Source organism: Nonomuraea sp. NPDC050153 (assembly GCF_044460125.1).
Lineage (GTDB): Bacteria > Actinomycetota > Actinomycetes > Streptosporangiales > Streptosporangiaceae > Nonomuraea.
This window is the reverse complement of record NZ_JBITJQ010000047.1, coordinates 17,006-38,251: the sequence shown is the minus strand read 5'-3', so window position 1 is coordinate 38,251 and position 21,246 is coordinate 17,006. Positions and strand designations below refer to the sequence as shown.

16 protein-coding genes are annotated in these 21,246 nt (G+C 70.4%); 2 read left to right on the top strand and 14 right to left on the bottom strand.

What is annotated here, in order from left to right:
* The gene (locus ACIBQ1_RS56185) at nucleotides 1–381 is read right to left on the bottom strand and encodes a hypothetical protein (RefSeq protein WP_397291316.1); all 381 of its coding nucleotides are present in this window, start codon (nucleotides 379–381) and stop codon (nucleotides 1–3) included.
* A 137-nt stretch (nucleotides 382–518) separates the two neighbouring features.
* A complete protein-coding gene (locus ACIBQ1_RS56180) occupies nucleotides 519–1,268 on the bottom strand; it encodes a crotonase/enoyl-CoA hydratase family protein (RefSeq protein ID WP_397291239.1) in 750 nt (249 codons plus the stop codon).
* A 152-nt stretch (nucleotides 1,269–1,420) separates the two neighbouring features.
* Here ACIBQ1_RS56180 and ACIBQ1_RS56175 point away from each other — a divergent pair, with 152 nt between their 5' ends.
* Nucleotides 1,421–3,019 carry an AAA family ATPase gene (locus ACIBQ1_RS56175; protein WP_397291237.1) on the top strand — a complete coding sequence of 533 codons (1,599 nt, stop codon included), beginning with the start codon at nucleotides 1,421–1,423 and terminating at the stop codon, nucleotides 3,017–3,019.
* Nucleotides 3,020–3,083: 64 nt separating this feature from the next.
* Here the strand turns inward: ACIBQ1_RS56175 and ACIBQ1_RS56170 are convergent, their stop codons facing one another.
* Nucleotides 3,084–4,124 carry a LacI family DNA-binding transcriptional regulator gene (locus ACIBQ1_RS56170; RefSeq protein WP_397291235.1) on the bottom strand — a complete coding sequence of 347 codons (1,041 nt, stop codon included), beginning with the start codon at nucleotides 4,122–4,124 and terminating at the stop codon, nucleotides 3,084–3,086.
* 60 nt (nucleotides 4,125–4,184) lie between these two features.
* Complete coding sequence (locus ACIBQ1_RS56165) at nucleotides 4,185–5,759, bottom strand: glycoside hydrolase family 13 protein (RefSeq protein WP_397291233.1); 1,575 nt, start codon at nucleotides 5,757–5,759, stop codon at nucleotides 4,185–4,187.
* A gap of 177 nt (nucleotides 5,760–5,936) precedes the next feature.
* On the opposite strand from ACIBQ1_RS56165, the gene ACIBQ1_RS56160 reads away from it, so the two are divergent.
* Nucleotides 5,937–8,903 (top strand): carbohydrate binding domain-containing protein, encoded by a 2,967-nt coding sequence (locus ACIBQ1_RS56160; protein WP_397291231.1) that lies wholly within the window; start codon nucleotides 5,937–5,939, stop codon nucleotides 8,901–8,903.
* A gap of 71 nt (nucleotides 8,904–8,974) precedes the next feature.
* Here ACIBQ1_RS56160 and ACIBQ1_RS56155 read toward each other — a convergent pair whose 3' ends face one another.
* The 10 genes from ACIBQ1_RS56155 to ACIBQ1_RS56110 all read right to left on the bottom strand — a co-directional run bounded on the left by ACIBQ1_RS56155 (nucleotide 8,975) and on the right by ACIBQ1_RS56110 (nucleotide 21,116).
* Complete coding sequence (locus ACIBQ1_RS56155) at nucleotides 8,975–10,813, bottom strand: glycoside hydrolase family 13 protein (protein ID WP_397291229.1); 1,839 nt, start codon at nucleotides 10,811–10,813, stop codon at nucleotides 8,975–8,977.
* A 38-nt stretch (nucleotides 10,814–10,851) separates the two neighbouring features.
* Nucleotides 10,852–11,925 (bottom strand): SDR family oxidoreductase, encoded by a 1,074-nt coding sequence (locus tag ACIBQ1_RS56150; RefSeq protein ID WP_397291227.1) that lies wholly within the window; start codon nucleotides 11,923–11,925, stop codon nucleotides 10,852–10,854.
* Nucleotides 11,922–13,028 carry an ROK family protein gene (locus ACIBQ1_RS56145; RefSeq protein WP_397291225.1) on the bottom strand — a complete coding sequence of 369 codons (1,107 nt, stop codon included), beginning with the start codon at nucleotides 13,026–13,028 and terminating at the stop codon, nucleotides 11,922–11,924. Before ACIBQ1_RS56145 ends, ACIBQ1_RS56150 begins: the two co-directional genes overlap by 4 nt.
* Complete coding sequence (locus tag ACIBQ1_RS56140; protein WP_397291224.1) at nucleotides 13,021–14,115, bottom strand: sugar phosphate nucleotidyltransferase; 1,095 nt, start codon at nucleotides 14,113–14,115, stop codon at nucleotides 13,021–13,023. The genes ACIBQ1_RS56145 and ACIBQ1_RS56140 overlap by 8 nt, the downstream gene beginning before the upstream one ends.
* The gene (locus ACIBQ1_RS56135) at nucleotides 14,108–15,508 is read right to left on the bottom strand and encodes a hypothetical protein (protein ID WP_397291222.1); all 1,401 of its coding nucleotides are present in this window, start codon (nucleotides 15,506–15,508) and stop codon (nucleotides 14,108–14,110) included. The genes ACIBQ1_RS56140 and ACIBQ1_RS56135 overlap by 8 nt, the downstream gene beginning before the upstream one ends.
* 13 nt (nucleotides 15,509–15,521) lie before the next feature.
* Nucleotides 15,522–16,817: an aspartate aminotransferase family protein gene (locus ACIBQ1_RS56130; protein WP_397291220.1), complete on the bottom strand. Its 1,296-nt coding sequence runs from the start codon at nucleotides 16,815–16,817 to the stop codon at nucleotides 15,522–15,524.
* Nucleotides 16,814–17,143, bottom strand: coding sequence for a cupin domain-containing protein (locus ACIBQ1_RS56125; protein ID WP_397291219.1), 330 nt, complete (start codon nucleotides 17,141–17,143; stop codon nucleotides 16,814–16,816). Before ACIBQ1_RS56125 ends, ACIBQ1_RS56130 begins: the two co-directional genes overlap by 4 nt.
* A 23-nt stretch (nucleotides 17,144–17,166) precedes the next feature.
* Nucleotides 17,167–18,336, bottom strand: coding sequence for a sedoheptulose 7-phosphate cyclase (locus ACIBQ1_RS56120; protein ID WP_397291217.1), 1,170 nt, complete (start codon nucleotides 18,334–18,336; stop codon nucleotides 17,167–17,169).
* A 61-nt stretch (nucleotides 18,337–18,397) separates the two neighbouring features.
* A complete protein-coding gene (locus ACIBQ1_RS56115; protein ID WP_397291216.1) occupies nucleotides 18,398–20,560 on the bottom strand; it encodes an alpha-amylase family glycosyl hydrolase in 2,163 nt (720 codons plus the stop codon).
* Between the two features lie 82 nt (nucleotides 20,561–20,642).
* Entirely contained in the window at nucleotides 20,643–21,116 is a 474-nt protein-coding gene (locus ACIBQ1_RS56110) for a MarR family winged helix-turn-helix transcriptional regulator (protein ID WP_397291214.1), read from the bottom strand.
* Nucleotides 21,117–21,246: the final 130 nt, after the last annotated feature.

Sequence of the window (21,246 nt, the reverse complement as noted above, 5' to 3'; positions counted from 1 at the left end):
TCAGCCCCCGACCAGGGGGACGAGCTTGACGAAGGACACGACCGGATCGACGGTCAGATCGATCTCGGTGTCCAGGTCCTCGATCTGCCTGTTGCCCACCAGCAGCAGGAATCCGTTGCGGGTGAACGCGGCCTCGGCGGCGTCGGCCTGCTTCGCCCAGTCCAGCCTGCGAGCGGTGCGCATCCGGTAGCCGTTCAGCTCGACCTCGGCGTCGCTCGGCTTGACCAGGCCGCGGAAATGATGCGACGGGGCGGCGTTGTGGCGGGCCACCTCCTCGCGCACGCGCAGCCGTACCAGCTCCCGGGCCGAGATCCGCTCGGGGAGGCCGGGCAGAGAGAACTCCGCCAGCTCCCGGCCTGTCGCAGTCTCATCGCGAAACATCACTGATGCCATCGAACGCCCTGTGTCTAGAAATGTCGGGTGATGACGCCATCTATAGCAACGTAGGGCGACAAAACTTCGGCGACGGTGATGATCCTCGAGGCATGGCCGCGAACCCCGAGGGCCCCTCCTACGTCTCAGAGGTCGCCGAAGTCGCCATGGCGGCCCGCGCCTGCGGCGAAGCGGGCGGCGCCGTCCACGGCGTCGGGCAGCGAGACTAGCCCGTGCCGCAGCTCGTTCCGCATCGCCTCCTCCTCGCCCAGCCCCTCCTGCTCCAGCGCCGACAGCCGGTCGCCGCGCAGGCAGGTCTGCGGGAAGCGGGCGATCTCGCGGGCCAGCTCCTCGGCGCGCCGCCGGGCGGTGCCGTCCGGCACGAGCCGGTTGGCCAGCCCCCACTCGTACGCCTCCCGCCCCTCGACAGGCCGGCCGGTGAGGATCATGTCCATCGCCCGCGAGGCGCCGATGAGCCGGGGCAGCCGTACGGTGCCGCCGTCGATGAGCGGCACCCCCCACCTGCGGCAGAACACCCCGAAGACCGCCCCTTCCTCGGCCACCCGCAGGTCGCACCAGAGGGCCAGCTCCAACCCGCCCGCGACGGCGTGCCCGGCCACGGCGGCGATGACCGGCTTGGACAGGCGCATCCTGGTCGGGCCCATCGGCCCGTCGCCATCCTCGCCGACGTGGTTGTCGAGGGCCTTGAGGTCGGCGCCCGCGCAGAACGTGCCGCCCTCGCCCCACAGCACCGCCGCGGCGGCGTCGGAGCCCTCGAAGTCACGGAACGCGGTCGCCAGCGCGTCGGCCGTCTTGCGATCGACCGCGTTACGCGCCTCCGGCCTGCTGATCACCACGGTGGTGACCGGTCCCTCGCGCTCCACGCGTACGGTCATGCGGCCCTCCTCGGGGAAACGTACGGATATTCCTCGGGGACCTGCCGAGCGTACGCTTATGCGATGGCCCCTGCCAGCAGCGCGCCGAAGCGGTCGCTCACAGGCAAGTCAATGCCGCCAATTAACACTGTGTCCGGTGGCAGAATGTGACCATGCGGCAACCCCGAGCGAGATACTTCAACACCACCGGCCCATGCGGCCCGCAGCACCACTACATGCTGCCCCCCACGCAGCGGATCCCGCAGGCACGGGAGCTCATCGAGATGGATCGTTACTTCGTGCTGCACGCGCCCCGGCAGACCGGGAAGACGACCGCGCTGCGCACCTTGGCGTCCGAGCTCACCGCCGAGGGTGACATCGCCGCCCTGATGTTCTCCTGCGAGCGTGCCAAGGCGGCCGGCGACGACTACGCCGCCGCGGAGTCTCTTCTGCTGGATTCCCTCCGCGAGGCCACCAAGTGGTCGGGATGGCCGGACGAGCTGCTGCCACCGGACCCCTGGCCGCAGGTCACCCCGGGCAGCCGGTTCGGCGCGGCACTGACCGAATGGTGCCACCGCTGCCCCCGCCGGGTGGTGCTGTTCCTCGACGAGATCGACGCCCTGCAGGGCAACAGCATGATCAGCATCCTCAGCCAGCTCCGCGACGGTCACAACGCACGGCCAGGGGGCCAGCCGTTTCCCACGTCCGTGGTGCTGTGCGGATTGCGCGACGTGCGTGACTACAAGGTCGCCTCGGGCGGCAATCCGGGCCAGTCGAACCCGGCCAGCCCGTTCAACATCATCACCAAGTCGCTGCGCCTGGGCGACTTCACCGCCGATCAGATCGCCGAGCTGTACGACCAGCACACTCAGGCGACCGGCCAGGAGTTCACCAAGGACGCGGTGGATCGGGTCTTCGAGCTGACGCAGGGGCAGCCGTGGCTGGTCAACGCCCTCGCCCATGAAGTCGTCTTCGAGATGGGGGTGACAGGCGCCATCACCGCCGGGCAGGTGGAGCAGGCCAAGGAGCGGTTGATCCGGGCGCGCGCCACCCACCTGGACGCCCTCGTGGCGCGGCTGCACGAGCCCAGGGTCAAGCGGGTGATGGAGCCCGTGGTGGCCGGGTCGCTCCCCGACGTCGACCCCACCTTCGACGACGACCTGTCCTACGTCCGCGATCTGGGCCTGGTCAAGCAGAAACCCCCGCTGGAGGTGGCGAACCCGATCTATCGGGAGGTCATCCTGCGGGTGCTGGGAGGCCCGACGGAACAGTACGTGATGGCCGATCCGCGCAGCTTCGTGCTGCCGGACGGCCGGTTCGACCTGGACCGGCTGCTGCAGGAGTTCGTCGTCTTCTGGCGCGAGCACGGCGAAGTGCTCATCCGCCAGGAGGGCTACCACGAGGCCGCCTGCCAGATCATCCTCATGGCCTTCCTGCACCGCCTGGTCAACGGCGGAGGCCACCTCGACCGCGAGTACGCCGCCGGCACCAAACGCCTGGACGTGCTGGTCCGCTGGCCTTACACCGGTCCGGAAGGGGAGCGGCTGATGCAGCGGGAGGCAATGGAGCTGAAGGTCTGGCGGGCAGGCGCAGAAGACCCCATGCCCGACGGACTCGCACAACTCGACCGGTACCTGGACCGGCTCACCCTCTCCACCGGCGTACTGGTGGTCTTCGACCGGCGCCCACAAGCCCCACCCTGGAAGGAACGAGGCGGCTTCGAGCAGGCGAGCACACCGACCGGCCGCCAGGTCACCGTTTTGCGCGTGTGATGGCTGCCCCGCCGTTTGAAGGCCATGCCGATCCCGTATCGGACAGGTAAGCCTGCCCGCCCTGTCACCCCGAGGTCTCGCCCGCCACCGCCAGCGTGACGCGCGCCGGGCCCGTGCTGCTTCTCACGACCAGCTCGGGCCGGTAGAGCAGCTCGGCCTTGGGCCCCTTCGACCCGTTGATCTCTTCGAGGAGCATGCCCACCGCGGCGAGGCTCATCTCACGGACGGGCTGGCGGATGGTGGTCAGGGCCGGATCGAGATAGGGGGTGAACGGCGAGTCGTCGAATCCCACGACGGAGACGTCCTCGGGCACGCGCAGCCCGCGTTGCCGTGTGGCACGGATCGCACCGATGGCCATGACATCGCTGCCGCAGCAGATCGCCGTGCATCCGTTGTCGAGCAGCACCTGCGCCGCGGCGTGTCCCCCCTCGACGGTGAACAGGCTGTTGACGACCAGCTCGTTCGGAACCTCGATCCCGAGGCTGCGGGCGATCCTGCGCCGGAAGCCCTCGGTCTTGCGGATCGAGGGGACGAAACGGTCCTGGCCGACGGCCAGACCGATCCGCCGGTGCCCCAGCGCGATGAGGTGGTCGACGGCCATCTCCATGGAGGCGACGTCGTCGTTGGAGATTTGCGGCGCCTCGATGTCCGGCCGGTAACCGTTGACCAGGACGACCGGGAGCCTGCTCTCGATGAGCCGGACGTAGCGCGCACGGTCGGCCGTGCTGTCGGCGTGCAGGCCGCTGACGAAGACGATCCCGGAAACGTCGCGTTCCATCAGCAGCTCGATGTAGTCGTCCTCTCGCATGCCCCCCGGTATCTGGGTGCACAGCACGGTCACGTAGCCGTGCATGGTGAGCGAGCTCTCGATGACCTCCGCGAAGGCCGGGAAGATGGGGTTGGACAGCTCGGGGACGATCAGGCCGATCAGACCCGCGTGGTGCTGCCGCAACCGGGCGGGCCGCTCGTAGCCGAGGACGTCCAGGGCGCTGAGGACCGCCTGACGGGTGGCAGGCGAGACTCCCGGTTTGGCGTTCAGCACTCTACTTACCGTGGCCTCGCTGACTCCCGCGTGGGCTGCAATATCTGCGAGACGCGTGGTCATGACCGCAAACTTACCGTCCCCGGGCAGCACGGGCGTGCGGGGTTTCCCCTCAGCCGGCAATCACCGCCACCAGGCGGCCGAATCGGGTGGGAGCACGGCCGTCCCGGACTGCATCAGGGGTTCGGCGCTGGCCAGGAGCAGCCTGCCCGGCCTGGGCAGTTCGACGGGCTGCGCGGTCAGGTTGACCGTGCAGACGAAGTCGCCGCGGCGGAAGACGAGGGTGCCCTCCGGAGAGGCGATCCAGGCCAGTGTGCCGTCACCGAGCTCGCCCAGCTCCCGGCGTGTCTTCAGCGCCGCCTGGTAGAGCCGGAGCGTGGAGCCGGGGTCGTTCAGCTGGGTGGCCACGCTCAGCCTGCCCCAGGCCGCCGGCATCGGCAGCCAGCTCGGATCGGCGGCCGGGAAGCTGAAGCCGAAGCTGGGATCGATGTCGGCCCACGGCAGGGGCACCCGGCAACCGTCCCTGCCGCTGCCCGGAGAGCGCAGCCGCTGCGGATCCCGGCACACCTCCGGCGGGAGGTCGCTCACCTCCGGCAGACCGAGTTCCTCGCCCTGATAGACATACGCCGAACCCGGCAGGGCCAGCATGAGCAAGGCCGCGGCCCGCGCCCGCTCGGCGCTGCCGTACCGGGTGACGTGCCGCTTCACGTCGTGGTTGGACAGCACCCAGGTGGCCGGGGCACCGACCGTGGCCGTGGTGGCCAGGGACTCGTCGATCACCTCGCGTAGCCGGGCGGCGTCCCACGGCGCGGAGAGGAACTGAAAGTTGAACGCCTGGTGCAGCTCGTCGGGCCGGACGTACCTGGCCAGCCGGTCGGCGGTCGGGGCCCAGGCCTCCGCCACCGCGATCCGCCTGCCCGGGTAGGAGTCCAGGATCGTGCGCCACTCCCGGTGGATGTCGTGCACGCCGTCCTGGTCGAAGAAGGGCAGCACGGTGGTGCCGATCATCTCGACCTGCCCGGATGCGCCGATGTCCGGCAGCCCGGCGGCCTTGACCATGCCGTGCGCCACGTCGATGCGGAAGCCGTCGACGCCGAGGTCCAGCCAGAACCTCAGCACGTCGGCGAACTCGGCCCGCACCTGCGGGTGCTCCCAGTTCAGATCGGGCTGTGCGGAGGCGAACAGGTGCAGGTACCACTCCCCGTCGGGCAGCCGGGTCCACGCCGGGCCGCCGAAGACGGACTCCCAGTCGTTGGGCGGCCGGTCGCCGCGCCCCTTACGGAAGATGTACCGCTCCCGCTCGGGGCTGCCGGGACCGGACTCGACGGCGGCGCGGAACCACGCGTGCTGGTCGGAGGTGTGGTTGGGAACCACGTCGACGATGATCCGCAGCCCCAGGCGGTGCGCGTCGTCGATCAGCGCCTCGGCGTCGGCCAGCGAGCCGAAGACCGGGTCCACATCGCGGTAGTCGGTGACGTCGTAGCCGAAGTCGGCCATCGGCGACGGGTAGAACGGGCTGAGCCAGAGCGCGTCCACCCCCAGTGCGGCCAGATATCTCAACCGGCTCCGCACTCCCAGCAGGTCGCCGATGCCGTCGCCGTTGCCGTCGGCGAAGCTGCGCACGTAGATCTGGTAGATCACCGCGTCGCGCCACCAATCCGACGCGGTGGCGGGCTGCGCCTGAACAAGCTCGGTCACTTGCTCTCCCCATCAGGAAAGGTCGGTTTCTGAGATCCAGCCCGGACGTTACGCGGCCATAAGTTCCTTTGGAAGAGCCAGAAGAAAATTTCAGGAAGTTTCATTAGATCATTGCAATCGCCCCACAGGATGAGTACCTTCCGGGCAACGCCCCCTAACATCAGCTGTGGAGGCCCAGTGAGCCGGCCCACGCGCCTATCGATGCTGGCCGCGGCCAGCATGTTGGCGACGATCACCCCACCCGCCACCGCCCTGGCGGCCAACTCCGTCACCGTCTACTACGCCACGACCTGGACGACGGCGAACATCCACTACGCCCCGACCGGCGGAACCTGGACCACGGTCCCCGGCTTCACCATGGACGAGACGGCCTGCACGGGGTGGAAGAAGAAGACCATCGATCTCGGCACCGCGACCGGGCTCAAGGCAGCCTTCAACAACGGCTCCGGCACCTGGGACAACAACAGCGGAAACGACTACACCATCGGCACGGGCATCGTGCGGGTCTCCGGCGGGCAGGTGAGCTCCGGCGATCCGTGCGCCCCTGCGGAGCCGGGCAACAAGGCGACCGTCTTCTACTACACCAAGACCCGGGCCTGGACGAACGCCTACATCCACTACCAGCCGGCGGGCGGCGCCTGGACCACCGCCCCCGGCCTGCGGATGGATGAGGCCGCCTGCGCCGACTGGGCGAAGGAGACCGTCGACATCGGCACCGCCGCCCAGCTCAAGGCAGCCTTCAACAACGGCTCCGGCACCTGGGACAACAACGGCGGAAGCGACTACACCATCGGTCTCGGCGTCACCACGGTCAAGGACGGGGTCGTCACGGCGAACGCGACCGCGCCCTGCACCCCGCAGACCCCGGACACCACGCCGCCCAGCGCGCCGGCCTCGCTGACCGCCACCGCCACGGGCACCACGATCAGGCTGAGCTGGAGCGAGGCCACCGACGACGTCGGCGTCACCGGCTACAAGATCTCGCGATCGAAGGGTTCGAGCGCCCCCGTGCCCCTGACCACGGGGACCAACACGGTCTACACCGACGCCGGGCTGGACCCCCAGTCCACCTACACCTACACCGTCACGGCGGTGGACGCGGCCGGCAACGAGTCGGCAGCGAGCGATTCGGCCTCTGCCAGGACCGGCGACGCGCCGACGCCCGTCCCCGGCTCACCGCTGGGTGGCGACCCGCGTGAGGACAGCATCTACTTCGTCATGACCGCCCGGTTCAACGACGGGGACGCCTCCAACAACCGGGGCGGCAGCCAGCACGTCAAGTCGGGCAACGCGGCCAACGACGACCCCATGTTCCGCGGCGACTTCAAGGGCCTGATCGACAAGCTCGACTACATCAAGGGGCTCGGCTTCTCCGCGATCTGGATCACGCCGGTGGTCCTGAACCGGTCGGACTACGACTTCCACGGCTACCACGGCTGGGACTTCTACCGGGTGGACCCGCGGCTGGAGTCGCCCGAGGCCACCTACCAGGATCTGATCAACAAGGCCCACGCGAAGGGCATCAAGATCTACCAGGACGTGGTCTACAACCACAGCTCCCGATGGGGGGCCAAGGGACTGTTCGTCCCACCCGTGTGGGGCGAGCGCGACGCCGAGTGGCGCTGGCTGTACAGCAAGAAGGTGGAAGGCAAGCAGTACAACCCCCTCGACGAGCACCAGGGCGACGACCCTGAGATGACCGCTGCGGAGAACGCGAAGGCCAAGGGCCGGCCGTACAACGGCGATCTCTGGCACACCACCGCGCCCGCCGGCAGCACCTGCCCGAAGTTCGGCGAGGCCAACGGGCAGAAGTCGCCCGAGGGCCACACCATCCGCCACTGCCAGTGGCCCAGCCCGACCACCGGCATGTTCCCCGCGCAGTACTACCACCAGTGCTGGATCGGCAACTGGGAGGGGTCCGACTCCAAGAGCTGCTGGCTGCACGACGACCTGGCCGACTTCAACACCGAGAGCAAGGCGGTCCAGGACTACCTGATCGACGTCTACAACAAGTACATCGACATGGGCGTGGACGGCTTCCGCATCGACACCGCGGTGCACATCTCGCGGCTCATGTGGAACCGGCGCTTCCTGCCCGCCATCCAGCAGCACGCCCAGGCCGTGCACGGCGACAAGGCCAAGGACTTCTACGTCTTCGGCGAGGTCGCCGCCTTCGTGCACGACAAGTGGAACCGCGGCTCGGTCAACCACAGCGCGCAGTTCTACACCTGGAAGGAACGCAAGGAGTACGACGCCGACGACGCCAAGGCCGTCGTCGAGCAGTACGACTACGAGAACCTCATGGGTACGGCAGGGCAGCCCACCACGGACAACGCCTTCCTGCGCGGGAACGACTACCACGCTCCCGACCGCTCGAAGTTCTCCGGCATGAACGTCATCGACATGCGCATGCACATGAACTTCGGCCAGGCGTCCAACGCCTTCTGGAACGGCAAGGACAGCGACGACAGCTACAACGACGCCACCTACAACACCGTCTACGTCGACTCCCACGACTACGGCCCCAACAAGTCCACCGTCCGCTACGCAGAAGGCACCGAGGCGTGGGCGGAGAACATGGCGCTGATGTGGACCTTCCGCGGGATCCCGACGCTCTACTACGGATCGGAGATCGAGTTCCAGAAGGGCAAAACCATCGACTGCGGACCCACGTGCCCGCTGGCCACGACCGGACGCGCCTACTACGGAACCCACCTCGCCGGAACGGTGACGGCCGCCGACTTCGGCGTCGTCACCGAGGCCACCGGGGCCGTGGCGACCACGCTCGCGCAGCCACTCGCCCGGCACGTCCAGCGGCTCAACCAGATCCGCCACGCGGTCCCAGCGCTCCAGAAGGGTCAGTACTCGACTGACGGCGTCACCGGCACCATGGCGTTCAAGCGCCGCTACACCAGCGGCTCTGTGGACAGCTACGCGCTGGTCACCGTTTCGGACGGCGCCACCTTCACCGGCATCCTGAACGGCACGTATGTCGACGTGGTCACCGGCCAGAGCGCCACGGTCAGCAACGGCACGCTGACGGTCGCCGCTCCCGGCAAGGGCAATGCCCGCATCTACGTGCGCGCCGTTTCCGGCCGGCCCGCACCCGTGAAGATCGGTACGGCCGGGCCGTACCTGAAGTAGACCCGCGATGGCGTCCCCTCAAGGCGAGGGGACGCCATCGCGTCCATGGGCTCGTGCCTTCGGCCCTTCCGTTATCGGCCCACGCGCCAGATGCGCAGGGCCGCCGCCCCCGCGGGCAGCACGACCTGGCCGTTCGACGGCGTCAGGTCGGCGGCGTCGTACACACCGGTGAGGGGCGCGTCGAGCGGCAGCGCCACCGGTCCGTGCTCCGCCCTGGCCGCCGCGACCAGCAACGACTCGCTCGCGGTCTCGCGCAGGAAGATCAGAGTGTCCGCGTCGGCGTGCAGCCAGCGCAGGCCTCCCCTGCGCAACGCCGGCTCGGCGGCCCGCAGCCCCAGCAGCCGCTGGTAGGCGAGGAACGTGGCCTCGTCCCGGTCGCCCGGCCGCCGCCACGGCATCGGCGTGCGGGCGTCCTCGCCGTTGACTCCGGTGAGGCCGTACTCGGAACCGCCGCAGACCGTGGGCGTCCCCGGCAGGGTGGCCTGCAACCCGGCCGCGACCAGGTGCCGCTCGCGCGAGCCCGTGACGGTGCGGACGCGGGCGCAGTCGTAGGAGTCGAGCAGCTGCCAGGAGCGGGTGAGGGAGGTCCAGGACATGCCGGCGGCGAAGGCGCGCATCGCCGCGAGGGTGTTGCGGCCATCACGACTGGGCACGTTGCCGGGGACGTCGATGAAGTACGGCAGGCGGACGTCGGGGCCGCGCAGCCAGGCCCACAGGGGACGCGTGAAGCCGGCGTAGTTCATGGTGCCCTGCCAGCCTCCGGCGTCGAGGTCGGGGGCGGCGTCGTAGTTGTGCTCGGCGATGAGCACGGCATCCGGGCGGACTCGCTCGACCTCGCGGCGCAACTCCGCGGCGATCTCGAGCGTGCGATCGACCTCGCGGTTGCGGCCGGTCATGTTGGCCACGTCGACGCGCCAGCCGTCGTAGTACTCCAGCCAGCGGCGCACCACCGCCGCCATGCGCTCGTGCACGAGCGGGCTCTCCCAGTTGAACTTCGGCAGCGAGGGCACGCCGTACCAGGCCTCGTAGCCGCCGTCGGCGTCGAAGTAGAACATCTCACGCTCGGGAGCGCCGGGATCGGCATGCGCGGTGCGGAACCACTCGTGGGCGTCGCCGCAGTGATTGGTGGTGATGTCGCCGATGAGCCGCATGCCACGCGCGTGTACGGCGGCGGCCAGCCGCTTCAGCGCGGCCTCGCCGCCCAGGAGCGGGTCGACCAGGTCGAAGGTGGTGGCGTTGTAGCGGTGGTTGGACTCGGCGGGGAAGACCGGCCGCAGGTAGATGGCCGTGACAGCCAGTGACTGCAGGTGGTCGAGATGCTCGATGATGCCGTCGAGGTCTCCGCCGTAGAACTGGCGCGGCGTGAGCGGACCGGCGTGGATCACCGTGTCCTCGTCCCAATCGGCGGCCACCGCCCAGTCGGGCAGGCCGGATGGCTCCGGCGAGCCGGCGGAGCGGGCAAACCGGTCGGGGAAGATCTCGTAGACGATCGCGTCGCGGGCCCAGTCCGGTCCCGGGTCATGCGTGACGAGGCGGAAGTCGGTGGTGTCGCGCACGTCATGGCCGACCACTCCGGCCGCGGTGAGCCAGTACGACTCGTCCGCGGGCCCGCGCAGCACGAACCGGTAGCCGGTGACCGGGTTGCGAATGGGCACGTCCGCGTACCACCAGACATCGCCGGCGCCGTACCCGCCCAGCGCGCGGCCCGTGCGTTCCTCGTCGATGGCGGCGCGCCGGTACAGCACGTCACCATCCGGGGTGGTGCGCAGGAGGACTTCCTTGATCGCCGTTCGGGCGGGCACCCGGACCCATACGCGTACGGCACCGCCGAGGACCGGCCGGATCTGCTCGGTGTAGAGCGCGGAGCCGTCGTGGTGCGGGTGCAGGCCGAGAACATCTGGATCGAACACTAGAACTTCCTTATCAAATGCGGCTGCGCGCTTCGAAGTCACGCAGGGTCGGCAGGGTGAAGGCCGCCGGTGTCGCGGCGTCGGTGATCCGGCCGGTCGCCACCATGCGGGGTACTTCCGTCCACTCCACCCATCGTTGCCGCATGTCGGATGCAGTCCTCCAGCAGGTCGGCGGCGCCTTCGTCGACTCCGCGGACGCTCAGTCCCCAGGTGTGCAGCAGGTCCGGCAGCAGCCTGCTCGTCAGGCACGAGTTGGCCGGGCGGCAGGCGTACGGCCCGGCGTCTCTGGCGACGTCGGTGACCAGAGTCCTGGGTGCCTTGGTCAGGTCTGCGAGCCTGCGTGCCCAGTCTGCCCGGCTGAGCCGCTCCGGCCCACCCAGATGCAGCAGCCGCGGCGCCTCGCGCACGGCGGCCAGGGCCACCGTGGCGACGTCGCCCACATGCACCGGGGTCGTCCACTGGTCGGCGGGCGCGTGTACGGCCCGGCCCGCCCGCAGGTCGCGCGCGCACGAGGCGGCGAAGTTGGGGCGTTTCCCCGGTGTCGGCGTCTGCGGGCCGTAGACCAGGCTCACCCGCAGGACGGTGGCGTCCGGGTGGCTGTGCACGACGGTCTCCGCGGCCAGTTTGGCCCTGCCGTAGGCGTTGGCCGGGGCTGTGGGCGACTCCTCGTCGTTCAGTTCGGCCACGCCGTCGAAGACGTTGTCCGTGGAGATCATCAGCAGGCGGGCCGTGCCTGTCGCGCGGACCAGGTTGTCCGTGGCGGTCAGGTGCGCCTCCAGGGCGGCTTGCGGATGCCTCTGGCACCAGGTGACGTCGGAGGGACCGTGCACGGCGATCACCGCATCCGGCTTGACCTCGTGGACGACCTCGGCACACCCGGCCGCGTCCGTGGCATCCAGCCGCACCCACCGAGCCACGTCCGCGGCGTCCTGCCGGACCTGCCAGGCCGTGTCCATGGCAACCGGCTTCGTCTGCCCGGCCGGGGCCCTCACGCGGGGACAGCGAGCAGGCCGGTTGCGGCAGGCCAGGACCGGCTCGCCGCCCGCGCGTTCGAGCGCTCCGGCGATGGCCCGCCCCACGAAGCCGCCGCCGACGATGAGGACACGCGTCAAGCCCGCTCACCCGCCAGGCTGCCGCTGTCATGGGCGAGCACATGGCTGGTGTTGCGGACGTCGCCGGTGTCGCCGGCGGGGATATGGCCGCTGCCGTAGGCGTTGCCGGTCTCGCGGGCGAGCAGGCGGCCGGCGCCGATCAGGCCGTGGTCGTCGTCGGCGTGGCCCATCAGCACCAGCCGGTCGATATCGGCCGGGTCGAGCCCGAAGCAATCGTTCTCATGCAGGCATTCGGTCAGCAGGTCGGCGTAGCGCTGCCCGACAGCCCGGGCGAAGCCGCCGATGATGCGGAAGCGCCTCACCCCGATCGCGCAGAAGACCGAGGTGATGGCCGAGGCCAACGGCCGAAGCCCCGCGCGCAGCACGCCGGTGGCGAACGGGTCGCGGGAGCGGATGGCGAGGGCGAGGATCTCGTTGGTCAGCTGATCCGGCCGCGGGCAGGCCAGGCCGAGCGCGGATGCGCGGTAGGCGGGGGCGTCGGCCTCTCCGGCGGCGCGGGCGGCGGCGAGCAGGCCACGGCCCGAGGCGATGGCGCCGAGGTGTCCCCGCCCGCCGCAGTCGCATCGTGGAGCAGCGGGGTCGGTGCGCCACGTCCAGTGGCCGAGCTCCCCGCCGTGTCCACCGTCCAGCAACACCCGGCCTCCCCAGTAGACCTTGTTGCCGATGCCGGAACTGACGGTGATGAGGCAGAAAGGCGGCTCCTCCGGACCCCGGACGTAGCGCCACACCGCGGCTGCGACGTCGTTGACGACGACCACCGGCACGCCGAGCCGCTCACGCAGCAGATCCGCCGCGGCAACGGGATCGCCGCCGGCGCCCCAGATGGTCGGCGCGCCCAGCACGCACCCGGCGTCGGTCACCGGCCCGGCGAAGGCGATCCCGGCCGCCGAGCCCCCGTGGCGGCGAAGCGCGGTTTCCGCCTCGGCGGCGATCTGGCCGATCACCCGCTCCTGCAGCACCCGTACGGGGGTGTCCGGGTCGATGGCGATGCCACTCGTGGGCGTGCGCCGCACCGCCTCGAGCGTGTCGCCTTCCGGCCGGTAGAGCCCGGTGCGCAGGGTCGTTCCCCCGACGTCCATGACGACGAAACGCCGCTCAGCCATCGTCGCCCTCCGGACCCGGCTGGACCTGACCGTCTTCGAGCACGATCGCCCTGTCGATGCGGGCACCCGGCGGCACCGCGGCTCCCGGCAGCACGACGCTGTCGGTGACCACGGCACCCTCCCCCACGCTCGCACCGGGGAACAGCACCGAGTGGGAGACTTCGCCGAGAATCCGCGCGTCGGCGGGGACGATGCTGTGCCGGATCCCGCGTGCCTGCGACAACAGGCGACGATCGACCTCGGAGCGGATCGTCCACGGCATCGCCTCGATCGCGAGCGCCGCCGGGTCGCGCCGTACCGCCCGCATGTGGGCCCGGTGGTAGCGCTCCACGGTGCCGATATCGGCCCAGGGGCCGGTCACCGGGTAACCCTCGATGTGCTCACCGGCCGCGAGCATCGCGGGGATCACGTCGCGGCTGATGTCGTGCTGCCATCCCGTGCCGTCGAGGGACTCCAGGTAGGAGAGCAGGATCTTCGCGTCGAACACGCAGAAGGCGGCGAACACCAGGTCGCCGGTCGGATGCTCGGGCTTCTCCACGAAGGCGGCCAACCGGCCGCGGACGTCGAACTCCACCATGCCGAACAGGCGCACGTCACGCCGCTCGATGCGCTGGTAGGTCAGGGTCAGGGCGGCGCCCGAGGCGCGGTGCCTGGCCAGCAGCGGACCGTAGTCGAAGCGGTAGACGTGGTCGGCGTGCAGGACGAGCACCTCGCGGACGTCCGGGCCGAAGACGTGGGCGGCCTTGCGCAGCAGCGCGTCGGCCGTTCCGCGCTCCGGGGCGGCGACGGAGGCCGCGAGAGCGTCCGGGATCCCCTCCCGATAGGCCGTGTCGAAGGGTCCGAAACTCACCCGGAAGTCCCGGTGCCACCACCGGCCGCGCAGGTCGTCCATCAGCCGTTTCTCCTCGAACTGCGGCAGAAGCAGCACCTCGGGCAGGCCGGACCGGCGGGCGTTGTCCAGGCTGAAGTCGATGAGGCGGCAGGCTCCGCCGTACGGGATGAGCGGTTTGAGCCGGCCGCGGCCGAGCGCACCCATGCGGCGCCCCTCGCCACCGGCCAGCAGGACCGCGCGCACACCTTCAGTCATCGTGCATGCCGCTCTCCAGTGCGTTGCGCAAGGTGATCTCCGCGTAGTAGGTCCGGTCGTGGGCGTAGGCGTGGGAGAGCTCGTGGAGCAGGCGACGCAGCAGGAACATCCGCCAGGCCGGGTGCCCGGCGATCCGGGTGGCCGGGGCGTAGCCGCGCAGGAGCAGGGCGCCGATCCGGCTCTGCCAGGCCGCCGCGCCCCGGCGGAGGTGATCCAGGTGAGCCAGGCGCGTCCCGGTCCAGCCGGGGCCGTCCGGCGGCAGGCCGGCGGCCAGCAGGAGCGCGGCCCGGCAGCTCTCGGCGGAGTCGACGCCGAGGTCCAGCCCGGCACGGTAGGCGAACTCGTCGCCGGTGAAGCAGGCGAGGCCGCGCAGGAGCGCGGCCAGATCCTGCCACGGTGACTGGGCCTCGAACCCGGGATCGGCGGGGTCCAGCGGCGGCGTCGACAGGTCGATCAGCTGCATGTGCCAGGTGCCGTCATCGCGCTCGGCGCGCAGGAAGTGCGACAGGTGCAGGTCGCCGTGGCCGGGGCCCGAGGGCCAGTCCCGGTGGGTGGCCGCCTGTGCGCGCGCCCACTCGGCCCGCAGGGCGGTGACCACCGCCGACCGCACGCGGGCCGGATACCGGTGGTCGGCACGGATGACGGCCGCCACCTCGGCGATCCGATCGTCCGCCGAGGCGAGGAAGCCGGCGGCGGGGAGGCCGACGGCGGGGAAGGGACCGCACTCCCCCAGGCGGGTGGCGAGTTCTCCGTGGAAGCGGCGCAGGAACGCGCCCGCACGGGAGATCGGCCGGGCAAGCGGGCCCGTCACGCTCCGGACGGCAGGCGTGAGCGGACTTCCCTGATCGAGCGCGGCCCAGAGCGAGCGGAGGCTCTGCCGCAACGGGACATCCAGACCGTCGCCGTCGGCGTAGACGTAGATCATGCCCAGGGGCACGCGGGTGCCGTCGGCCGGCAGGTAGGTGTACTCCCCCACGGGCCGCTGGGTCATGCCGCTGCCGTTCATGGCCTGGAGCAGAGCGGGCTCCCGGCTGGGCGGCGTGATGCGGCGGTAGGTCTTGTGGACGTGCCTGACGCCTGCGAGGTCGAGCACCGTCAGCGCGTTGGACGACCAGCCCGGGTCGTACGGCACCGTGCCGGTGTACGGTCCGGGCGTCCCGCGGAACTCGATGCGGTTGCCCAGGCGCGTGAGCAGCGTGGAGCGCGACCGCATCGCCTCGACGACCGCCCGGTCGAAGGCGGCGTCCTGTCCGTCCCCCAGCATCGGCACGAACAGGTGCTGGGTCCGGTCACCGAGGATCAGGAGCCGGATCGGGCCGAGGGCGGCCTCGTCGACCACGGTGTGGCCGTCGTGGACCGACTCCCCCACCCCGGCCCGGACGGTCAGTGCCATGCGACTCGCCGCATCATCGGCCGCCCGCTTCCACGAGCGAGAGCGCCCGGTCCAGCAGCCGCAGACCCTCGTCGAGTTCGTCGGCGGTGGTCGTGAACGGCGGCGCCAGCCGCAGGATGTGGCCGCCCATGGCGGTGCGCAGCCCCAGGTCGAGGCCAGCGCGGTAGACCTGGCCGGCCAACTCGGGCGCGGGCTGCCTGCTGTCACGGTCGTGCACGATCTCCAGGCCGAACAGCAGTCCGGCGCCGCGCACCTCGCCGATCATCGGGTGACGCTCGTGGAGATCGTCCAGGCCCGCGCGCATGGCCGCGGCCAGGCCGGGGACGCGGGCGATCAGGCCGTCCCGGTCGATGACGGTCAGGGTGGCCAGCGCCGCGGCGATGCCCAGCGGGTTGCCGCCGAAGGTGGAGGCGGTCGAGCCGGCCGCGGCGCCCTCCGGCCCGCGCAGCACCTGCGACCGCCCGGCCAGGACGGCGAACGGGAAGCCGGAGGCCAGGCCCTTGGCCAGCAGCACCAGGTCGGGCTCGATGCCCAGCCAGCTGCAGGCCAGGAACGCGCCGGTACGGCCGCCGCCGGTGGCCACCTCGTCGGCGACGAGGAGGACGCCGCTGTCGCGGCAGGCACGGGCGATCTTGTCCCAGTATCCGGGCGGCGGCACGATGACGCCGGCCGCACCCAGGACCGGCTCGAAGATCAGCGCGCTGACCTGGGGCTTGTCCGCGATGTGCCGGACGACCAGGTCGGCGCAGCGGGTCTCGCAGGAGGGGTAGCGCAGGCCCAGCGGGCAGCGGTAGCAGTACGGCGAATAGCCGAGGATGCTGTTGCCCGCGAACGACTGGTGGCCGATGTCCCAGTGCACGAGCATGCGGGCGCCGAGGGTCTTGCCGTGGAAGCCATGGCGCAGCGCTCCGACCCGGTTGCGTCCCGGCGCGGCCACGGCGGCGACGACCCGGAGAGCGGCCTCGACGACCTCGGCGCCGGTGGTGAAGAAGGCGTAGGTGTCCAGCTCGGCGGGCAGCAGCGTGGCGAGCAGTTCACACAGCGCCGCCCGGTCGGCCGTGGCGCTGTCGTGCACGTTCCACAGGCGTCCTGCCTGGTCCGCGAGCGCCGTGACGACCTCGGGGTGGCAGTGTCCGATCGACTGGGTCAGCGTGCCGGCGGCGAAGTCCAGGTAGCGGTTGCCGTCCGCGTCGGTCAGCGTGCTGCCGGAACCGGCGACGAAGACCCGCTGTCCCAGGGCGGCCTCCTCGCTGGCCCCGGGCGCCAGGTGAGCCGCCTCGCGCGCCAGGAGCCGCCGCTGCCGGCTCACGGCGTCTCCGGTGCCAGCTCGAAGACCAGCAGGTGCAGGTCCTCGTCGCCGTCGTTGACCAGGCCGTGCGTGCCGTACGCCGGATTGTTGATCACGTCGCCCGCGCGGACCGGGAAGCTCTCTTCGCCGAGGGTCATCGTGCCACACCCCCTCAACACCACGTAGGTCTCCTCGTCGTCGCCGTGCCTGTGCAGGCCGATCGAGCTGCCCGCGGGCAGGATCACCAGGTCGATGAAGGCGATCGGCGAGGTGCCGCGGCTGCGGTCATAGGCCCGCCATGCGTTCAGGCTGCCCGCGCCGCCGTGGTCGCCGCTCACCGTTCGCATCAGGGTTTCCAGGCGCCGGATGTTCATCGCCGTCCCGCGCCGATCGCCTGCCGCTCGGCGCCGGCCAGAGCGCGCAGCGCCTCCACGAGCACGCCGTCGGGAACGTCGTCGCTGAAGACGGCCGAGCCGATGCCGCTGGGCAGCACCAGGTGCAGCCGTCCCCCGCGGCGGGAGCGGGCCGAGCGCATCGCCTCGCGCAACAGCTCGGGACGGCACGTGCCGGAGTCGAGGACGGGCAGGCCCAGCGCGTGCAGCAGGCCGACGATCCGGTCGCAGGTGCTCTCGTCGATCAGCCCGAGGCGCCGCGCGAGATGGCTGGAGATGGCCATGTCGATGGCGACGGACTCGCCGTGGGCGATCCGGTAACCGCTGCCGGTCTCGATGGCCGGGCCGAAGGTGTGCCCGAAGTCGACCAGGCGGGCCAGGTCGACTTCGTGCAGGTTCGGGCAGAGCTCCTGGAGCATCAGCTCCATCGACCGGCGCAGGACGTAGTCCTCCCGATCGTGGCCGGTCGCCCTGATGAAGATCCCGGGCTCCTGCTCCAGCGTCTCGAACAGCTCCCGGTCGCCGATGACCGCCATCTTGACGATCTCGCCCAGGCCGGAGCGGATCTGCCGGGGGGGCAACGTGGACAGGAACACGGGGTCGTTGAGCGACCCGTGCGGCGGGTGGTAGGCCCCGAGTGCGTTCTTGGAGCCGTAGGCGTTGACGCCGGTCTTCACGCCGACACCGACGTCCACCTGGCCCACCAGGGTGGTGTTGACCTTCGCGTGGCGGACGCCCCGGCAGAACATCGCCGCGGCGAAGCCGACCACGTCGCAGGTGACGCCGCCCCCGACCGAGAGCATCACGCCGTTGCGGCCCAGGCGGCGCTCGCTGGCCACCGCGCAGATCTGCTCGACCGTGGCCAGGCTCTTGTGCTGCTCACCGGTGCGGATGACATGCGTGCTCCAGCTGCCCGGCGCCAGCCACGCCCGCAGGTAGGCGCGCAGGGCGGAGCCGTACAGGGAGTCGACGGTCGGCCCGGTGAAGGCGATGACCTGGCGGTCGGCGAGGTAGCTCGCCAGCAGCGGATTGCCCGGGGACAACACGCCGTGATCTATGTCGACGCGGTAGGTGACGCCCTCCGGGCTGCGCAGGGTGAATCCCTGCGGGTCGGCGACGACGCCACTCCCGCCTGGGGTCTGGGGCATTGTGACGCTCCTCCCGATCAGGCGCCGGCGGGGTGCGGTGCACCCCGCCGGCGCCCCCGGCTCAGTACTGCCAGCTGACCGTGGTCGAGCCGGTGCCGGAGCACGGCGTCGTGTAGCTGTGGTTGGAGCCGCTCTCCCAGGTCACCGCCCCTCCGCTGGTGATCTTTATGAACTTGAACTGGATCGTCGAGCACGCCGGGACGCTGGCGGTGGTGAACCAGTTCGGGTAGTTCGGCGCCAGCAGCGGGCCGATCGCGATCGACTTGTTCGTCGACCAGTTGCCCAGCTCGGCGACGCTGCCGGTGAGGTAGATGCCGTCGCCCCAGTTGGTGGAGGGGGCGTTGTTCACCGTGAACGTGACGGGGACCTGCGCTCCGGACAGGTTGGTCACGTTGTAGCCGGCGCTGGTGCCGCCGCTCGTGGTGACGGTGACCGCGGCGGCCCCGGCGACGACGCCGGCGGGCACGGTGGCGACGATCCGGTTGGCGGTCCAGCTCGTGGTGGTGGCGGTCACGCCGCCGACCTTGAGCGTGCCGCTGGTGCCGAAACCGCGGCCCTCGACGGTGATGGTGTTGCCTGTACGCGTCAGGGTCGGGCCGACGCTGCCGACGACCGGCGCGGCGGGCTCGGCGGCCTTGTAGGACCACACGGCGGTCTGGCCGGCGCCCAGCGAGAAGGTGGTCACCGGGTTGTTGCCTCCGGAGCCGCTGGTCACGGTGATGCCCGAACCGCCCAGCAGGCCGTCGAGCTGGTCACCGTAGCTGCCTGCCGGCATCGCGGTGTAGAGGCCGGAGACGGACTGCGCCGTCGTGCCCTTGTTGATCGCCGTCAGCACGACGTCCGTGCCGAACTTGCGCTCGTAGATGTAGACGTTGTCGTTGATCCACCGCTGCTGGTGCGTGCCGTACGCCAGGGCGGGGTTGGACTGGCGCAGCGCCGACAGCTTCTGGAGCTCCCTGAAGGCCGTGGTGTTCTCGTCGAAGCCCGGCATCATCGGGCGGTTCCACGGATCGCCGCCGCCGCTGGTGTCGTTGTGCAGGTACTGCTCGGTGCCGTAGAAGACGCACGGGGTGCCGCGCAGGGTCATCATGAACGCCAGCGCCTGGTGCAGCTTGCCGTTGTCGTTGTTGGCGGTCAGGAAGCGCGGCATGTCGTGGTTGTCGAGGAAGGTGACGAGGTTCCCCGGGTACTTGTAGTCCGTGCCGGTCTTGGTGACGGCGGCGTCCAGCGCGGTCATCGAGCCGCCGTAGGCGAACGCGTTGCGCATCGCGATGTTCATGTAGAAGTCGAGGACCGAGATGCCGCTGTCGTTGGCGAAGCGCACGTTGTCGGCGTAGGTGGGGTCGCTCTGGCTGCCCAGGTACCACTCGCCGAACAGGGTCGTGTCCTTGTGCGCCTGCATGGTGTCGGCCCAGGACTGCTGCCAGCCGGGCGTCATGTGCTTGACGGCGTCGACCCGGACCCCGTCCACGCCCCGGTCCATCCAGTACTTGGCGGCGTCCTTGGCGATGGCGTTGACCGTCGGGTTCTGCTGCTCCAGGTCGGCCAGGTCGGCCATGTTCAGGTACTGGGCCTGGTAGCGGTCGTCGTAGTTGGTGATGCCGCCGTTGTGGTGGAAGAGGCTGGCGCTGTCCGAACCGTACTTCCCGACCAGGGTGCCGTCGTTGTAGAGGGCGCCGTTGTCGGCGAAGGAGGCGTCCTCGGAGCTGGCCGGGCTGGTGTGGTTGGGCGCCCAGTCCATGATGACCTTGATGCCCTGGGCGTGCGCCGCCGCGATCAGGTTGTCGAAGTCGGTCAGCGAGCCGAAGTGCTCCTCGGTGCGCTTGAAGTCACGCGTCCAGAACCCGTGGTAGCCGGTGTTGGTCACGCCGCCGTAGACGACAGGGACATCGACGTTGTCCACGTGCGGCGAGATCCAGACGGACGTGACGCCCATGTTCTTCAGGTAGGTGAGCTTCTGCTGGACGCCGGCCAGGTCGCCGCCCCAGTACTTCTTCCAGTTGGACTTGCCGGAGTCGAACAGGTTGGGGCTTTTGCTCGGGTTGTCGTTGCCGGAGTCGCCGTTGTGGAAGCGATCGGTGACGATCTGGTAGCACAGGTCCTGCTTGAGGCTGGACCGGTTGCTCACCGGGGCGTCCGCATGGCCGGCCGTTGCCGGGGTCACGGCCGCGAGCAGGGCGCCCGCGGCCAGGACCACGGGCACGCGGCGACGTAAGGGTCGCATCGTTGCTCCTTCGAGGGGGTGTCAGGGCATGCCGAAGCCGGGGGACGGCGGGCAGTGCTCTGGGGGGTGGGGAGGGGAGCGGTCAGCGTGGCCGGTTGACCAGGTGCTTGCGCAGTTGCCGGCTCACCGCGCTCAGGGTCTCGGCCAGCTCGGCGATCTCAGAGTCGGTCATCTCGCCGAACCGGGTCGCGTTGAGCTGAGTGTGTTCGCGATCGGCGGCGGCCAGGTGCTCGGCGCCGGTCGCGCTGAGGACGACCCGGGCCAGCCGCTGATCGGAGCTGTCGGACCGGATCTCCACGAGACCGGCGGTGACGAGGCGCTGGACAAGGCGGCTGGTGTTGCCGCGCGTGCACAGCGTCAGCTCGGCCAGCCGGGTGATGGTGTGACCGGCCACGTCCGGACCGGACTCGAGCAGGCGCAGCACGTTGAAGTGGGCCGGAGTGAGTCCGGCGCCGTGCATGGCGCCGCGGTCACCGTCGTCGATCAGGACGGCGATTTCCTGCAGGCACCGGTACAGGCGCTCGTTCAGCTCACCGCGTTCCATCCGAACGATCACTCCGGCAGTTTGTTGACTAGGAATCAAACTCTCGTTGCCGGGATGCTAAGAGCGGTTACGGAGGGATGTCAACGTGTTGACGCGCGCCGCATCACCGGCCTACATTCGGCCTGCCCATTTTGGTGACTAG

What these genes read in the sequence shown, in the direction of transcription:
- ACIBQ1_RS56125 (WP_397291219.1), bottom strand. Translation starts at nt 17,143, where the DNA reads ATGCGAACGGTGAGCGGCGACCACGGCGGCGCGGGCAGCCTGAACGCA.
- ACIBQ1_RS56145 (WP_397291225.1), bottom strand. Translation starts at nt 13,028, where the DNA reads ATGGCTGAGCGGCGTTTCGTCGTCATGGACGTCGGGGGAACGACCCTG.
- ACIBQ1_RS56175 (WP_397291237.1), top strand. Translation starts at nt 1,421, where the DNA reads ATGCGGCAACCCCGAGCGAGATACTTCAACACCACCGGCCCATGCGGC.
- ACIBQ1_RS56185 (WP_397291316.1), bottom strand. Translation starts at nt 381, where the DNA reads ATGTTTCGCGATGAGACTGCGACAGGCCGGGAGCTGGCGGAGTTCTCT.
- ACIBQ1_RS56120 (WP_397291217.1), bottom strand. Translation starts at nt 18,336, where the DNA reads ATGCCCCAGACCCCAGGCGGGAGTGGCGTCGTCGCCGACCCGCAGGGA.
- ACIBQ1_RS56140 (WP_397291224.1), bottom strand. Translation starts at nt 14,115, where the DNA reads ATGACTGAAGGTGTGCGCGCGGTCCTGCTGGCCGGTGGCGAGGGGCGC.
- ACIBQ1_RS56180 (WP_397291239.1), bottom strand. Translation starts at nt 1,268, where the DNA reads ATGACCGTACGCGTGGAGCGCGAGGGACCGGTCACCACCGTGGTGATC.
- ACIBQ1_RS56135 (WP_397291222.1), bottom strand. Translation starts at nt 15,508, where the DNA reads ATGGCACTGACCGTCCGGGCCGGGGTGGGGGAGTCGGTCCACGACGGC.
- ACIBQ1_RS56115 (WP_397291216.1), bottom strand. Translation starts at nt 20,560, where the DNA reads ATGCGACCCTTACGTCGCCGCGTGCCCGTGGTCCTGGCCGCGGGCGCC.
- ACIBQ1_RS56170 (WP_397291235.1), bottom strand. Translation starts at nt 4,124, where the DNA reads ATGACCACGCGTCTCGCAGATATTGCAGCCCACGCGGGAGTCAGCGAG.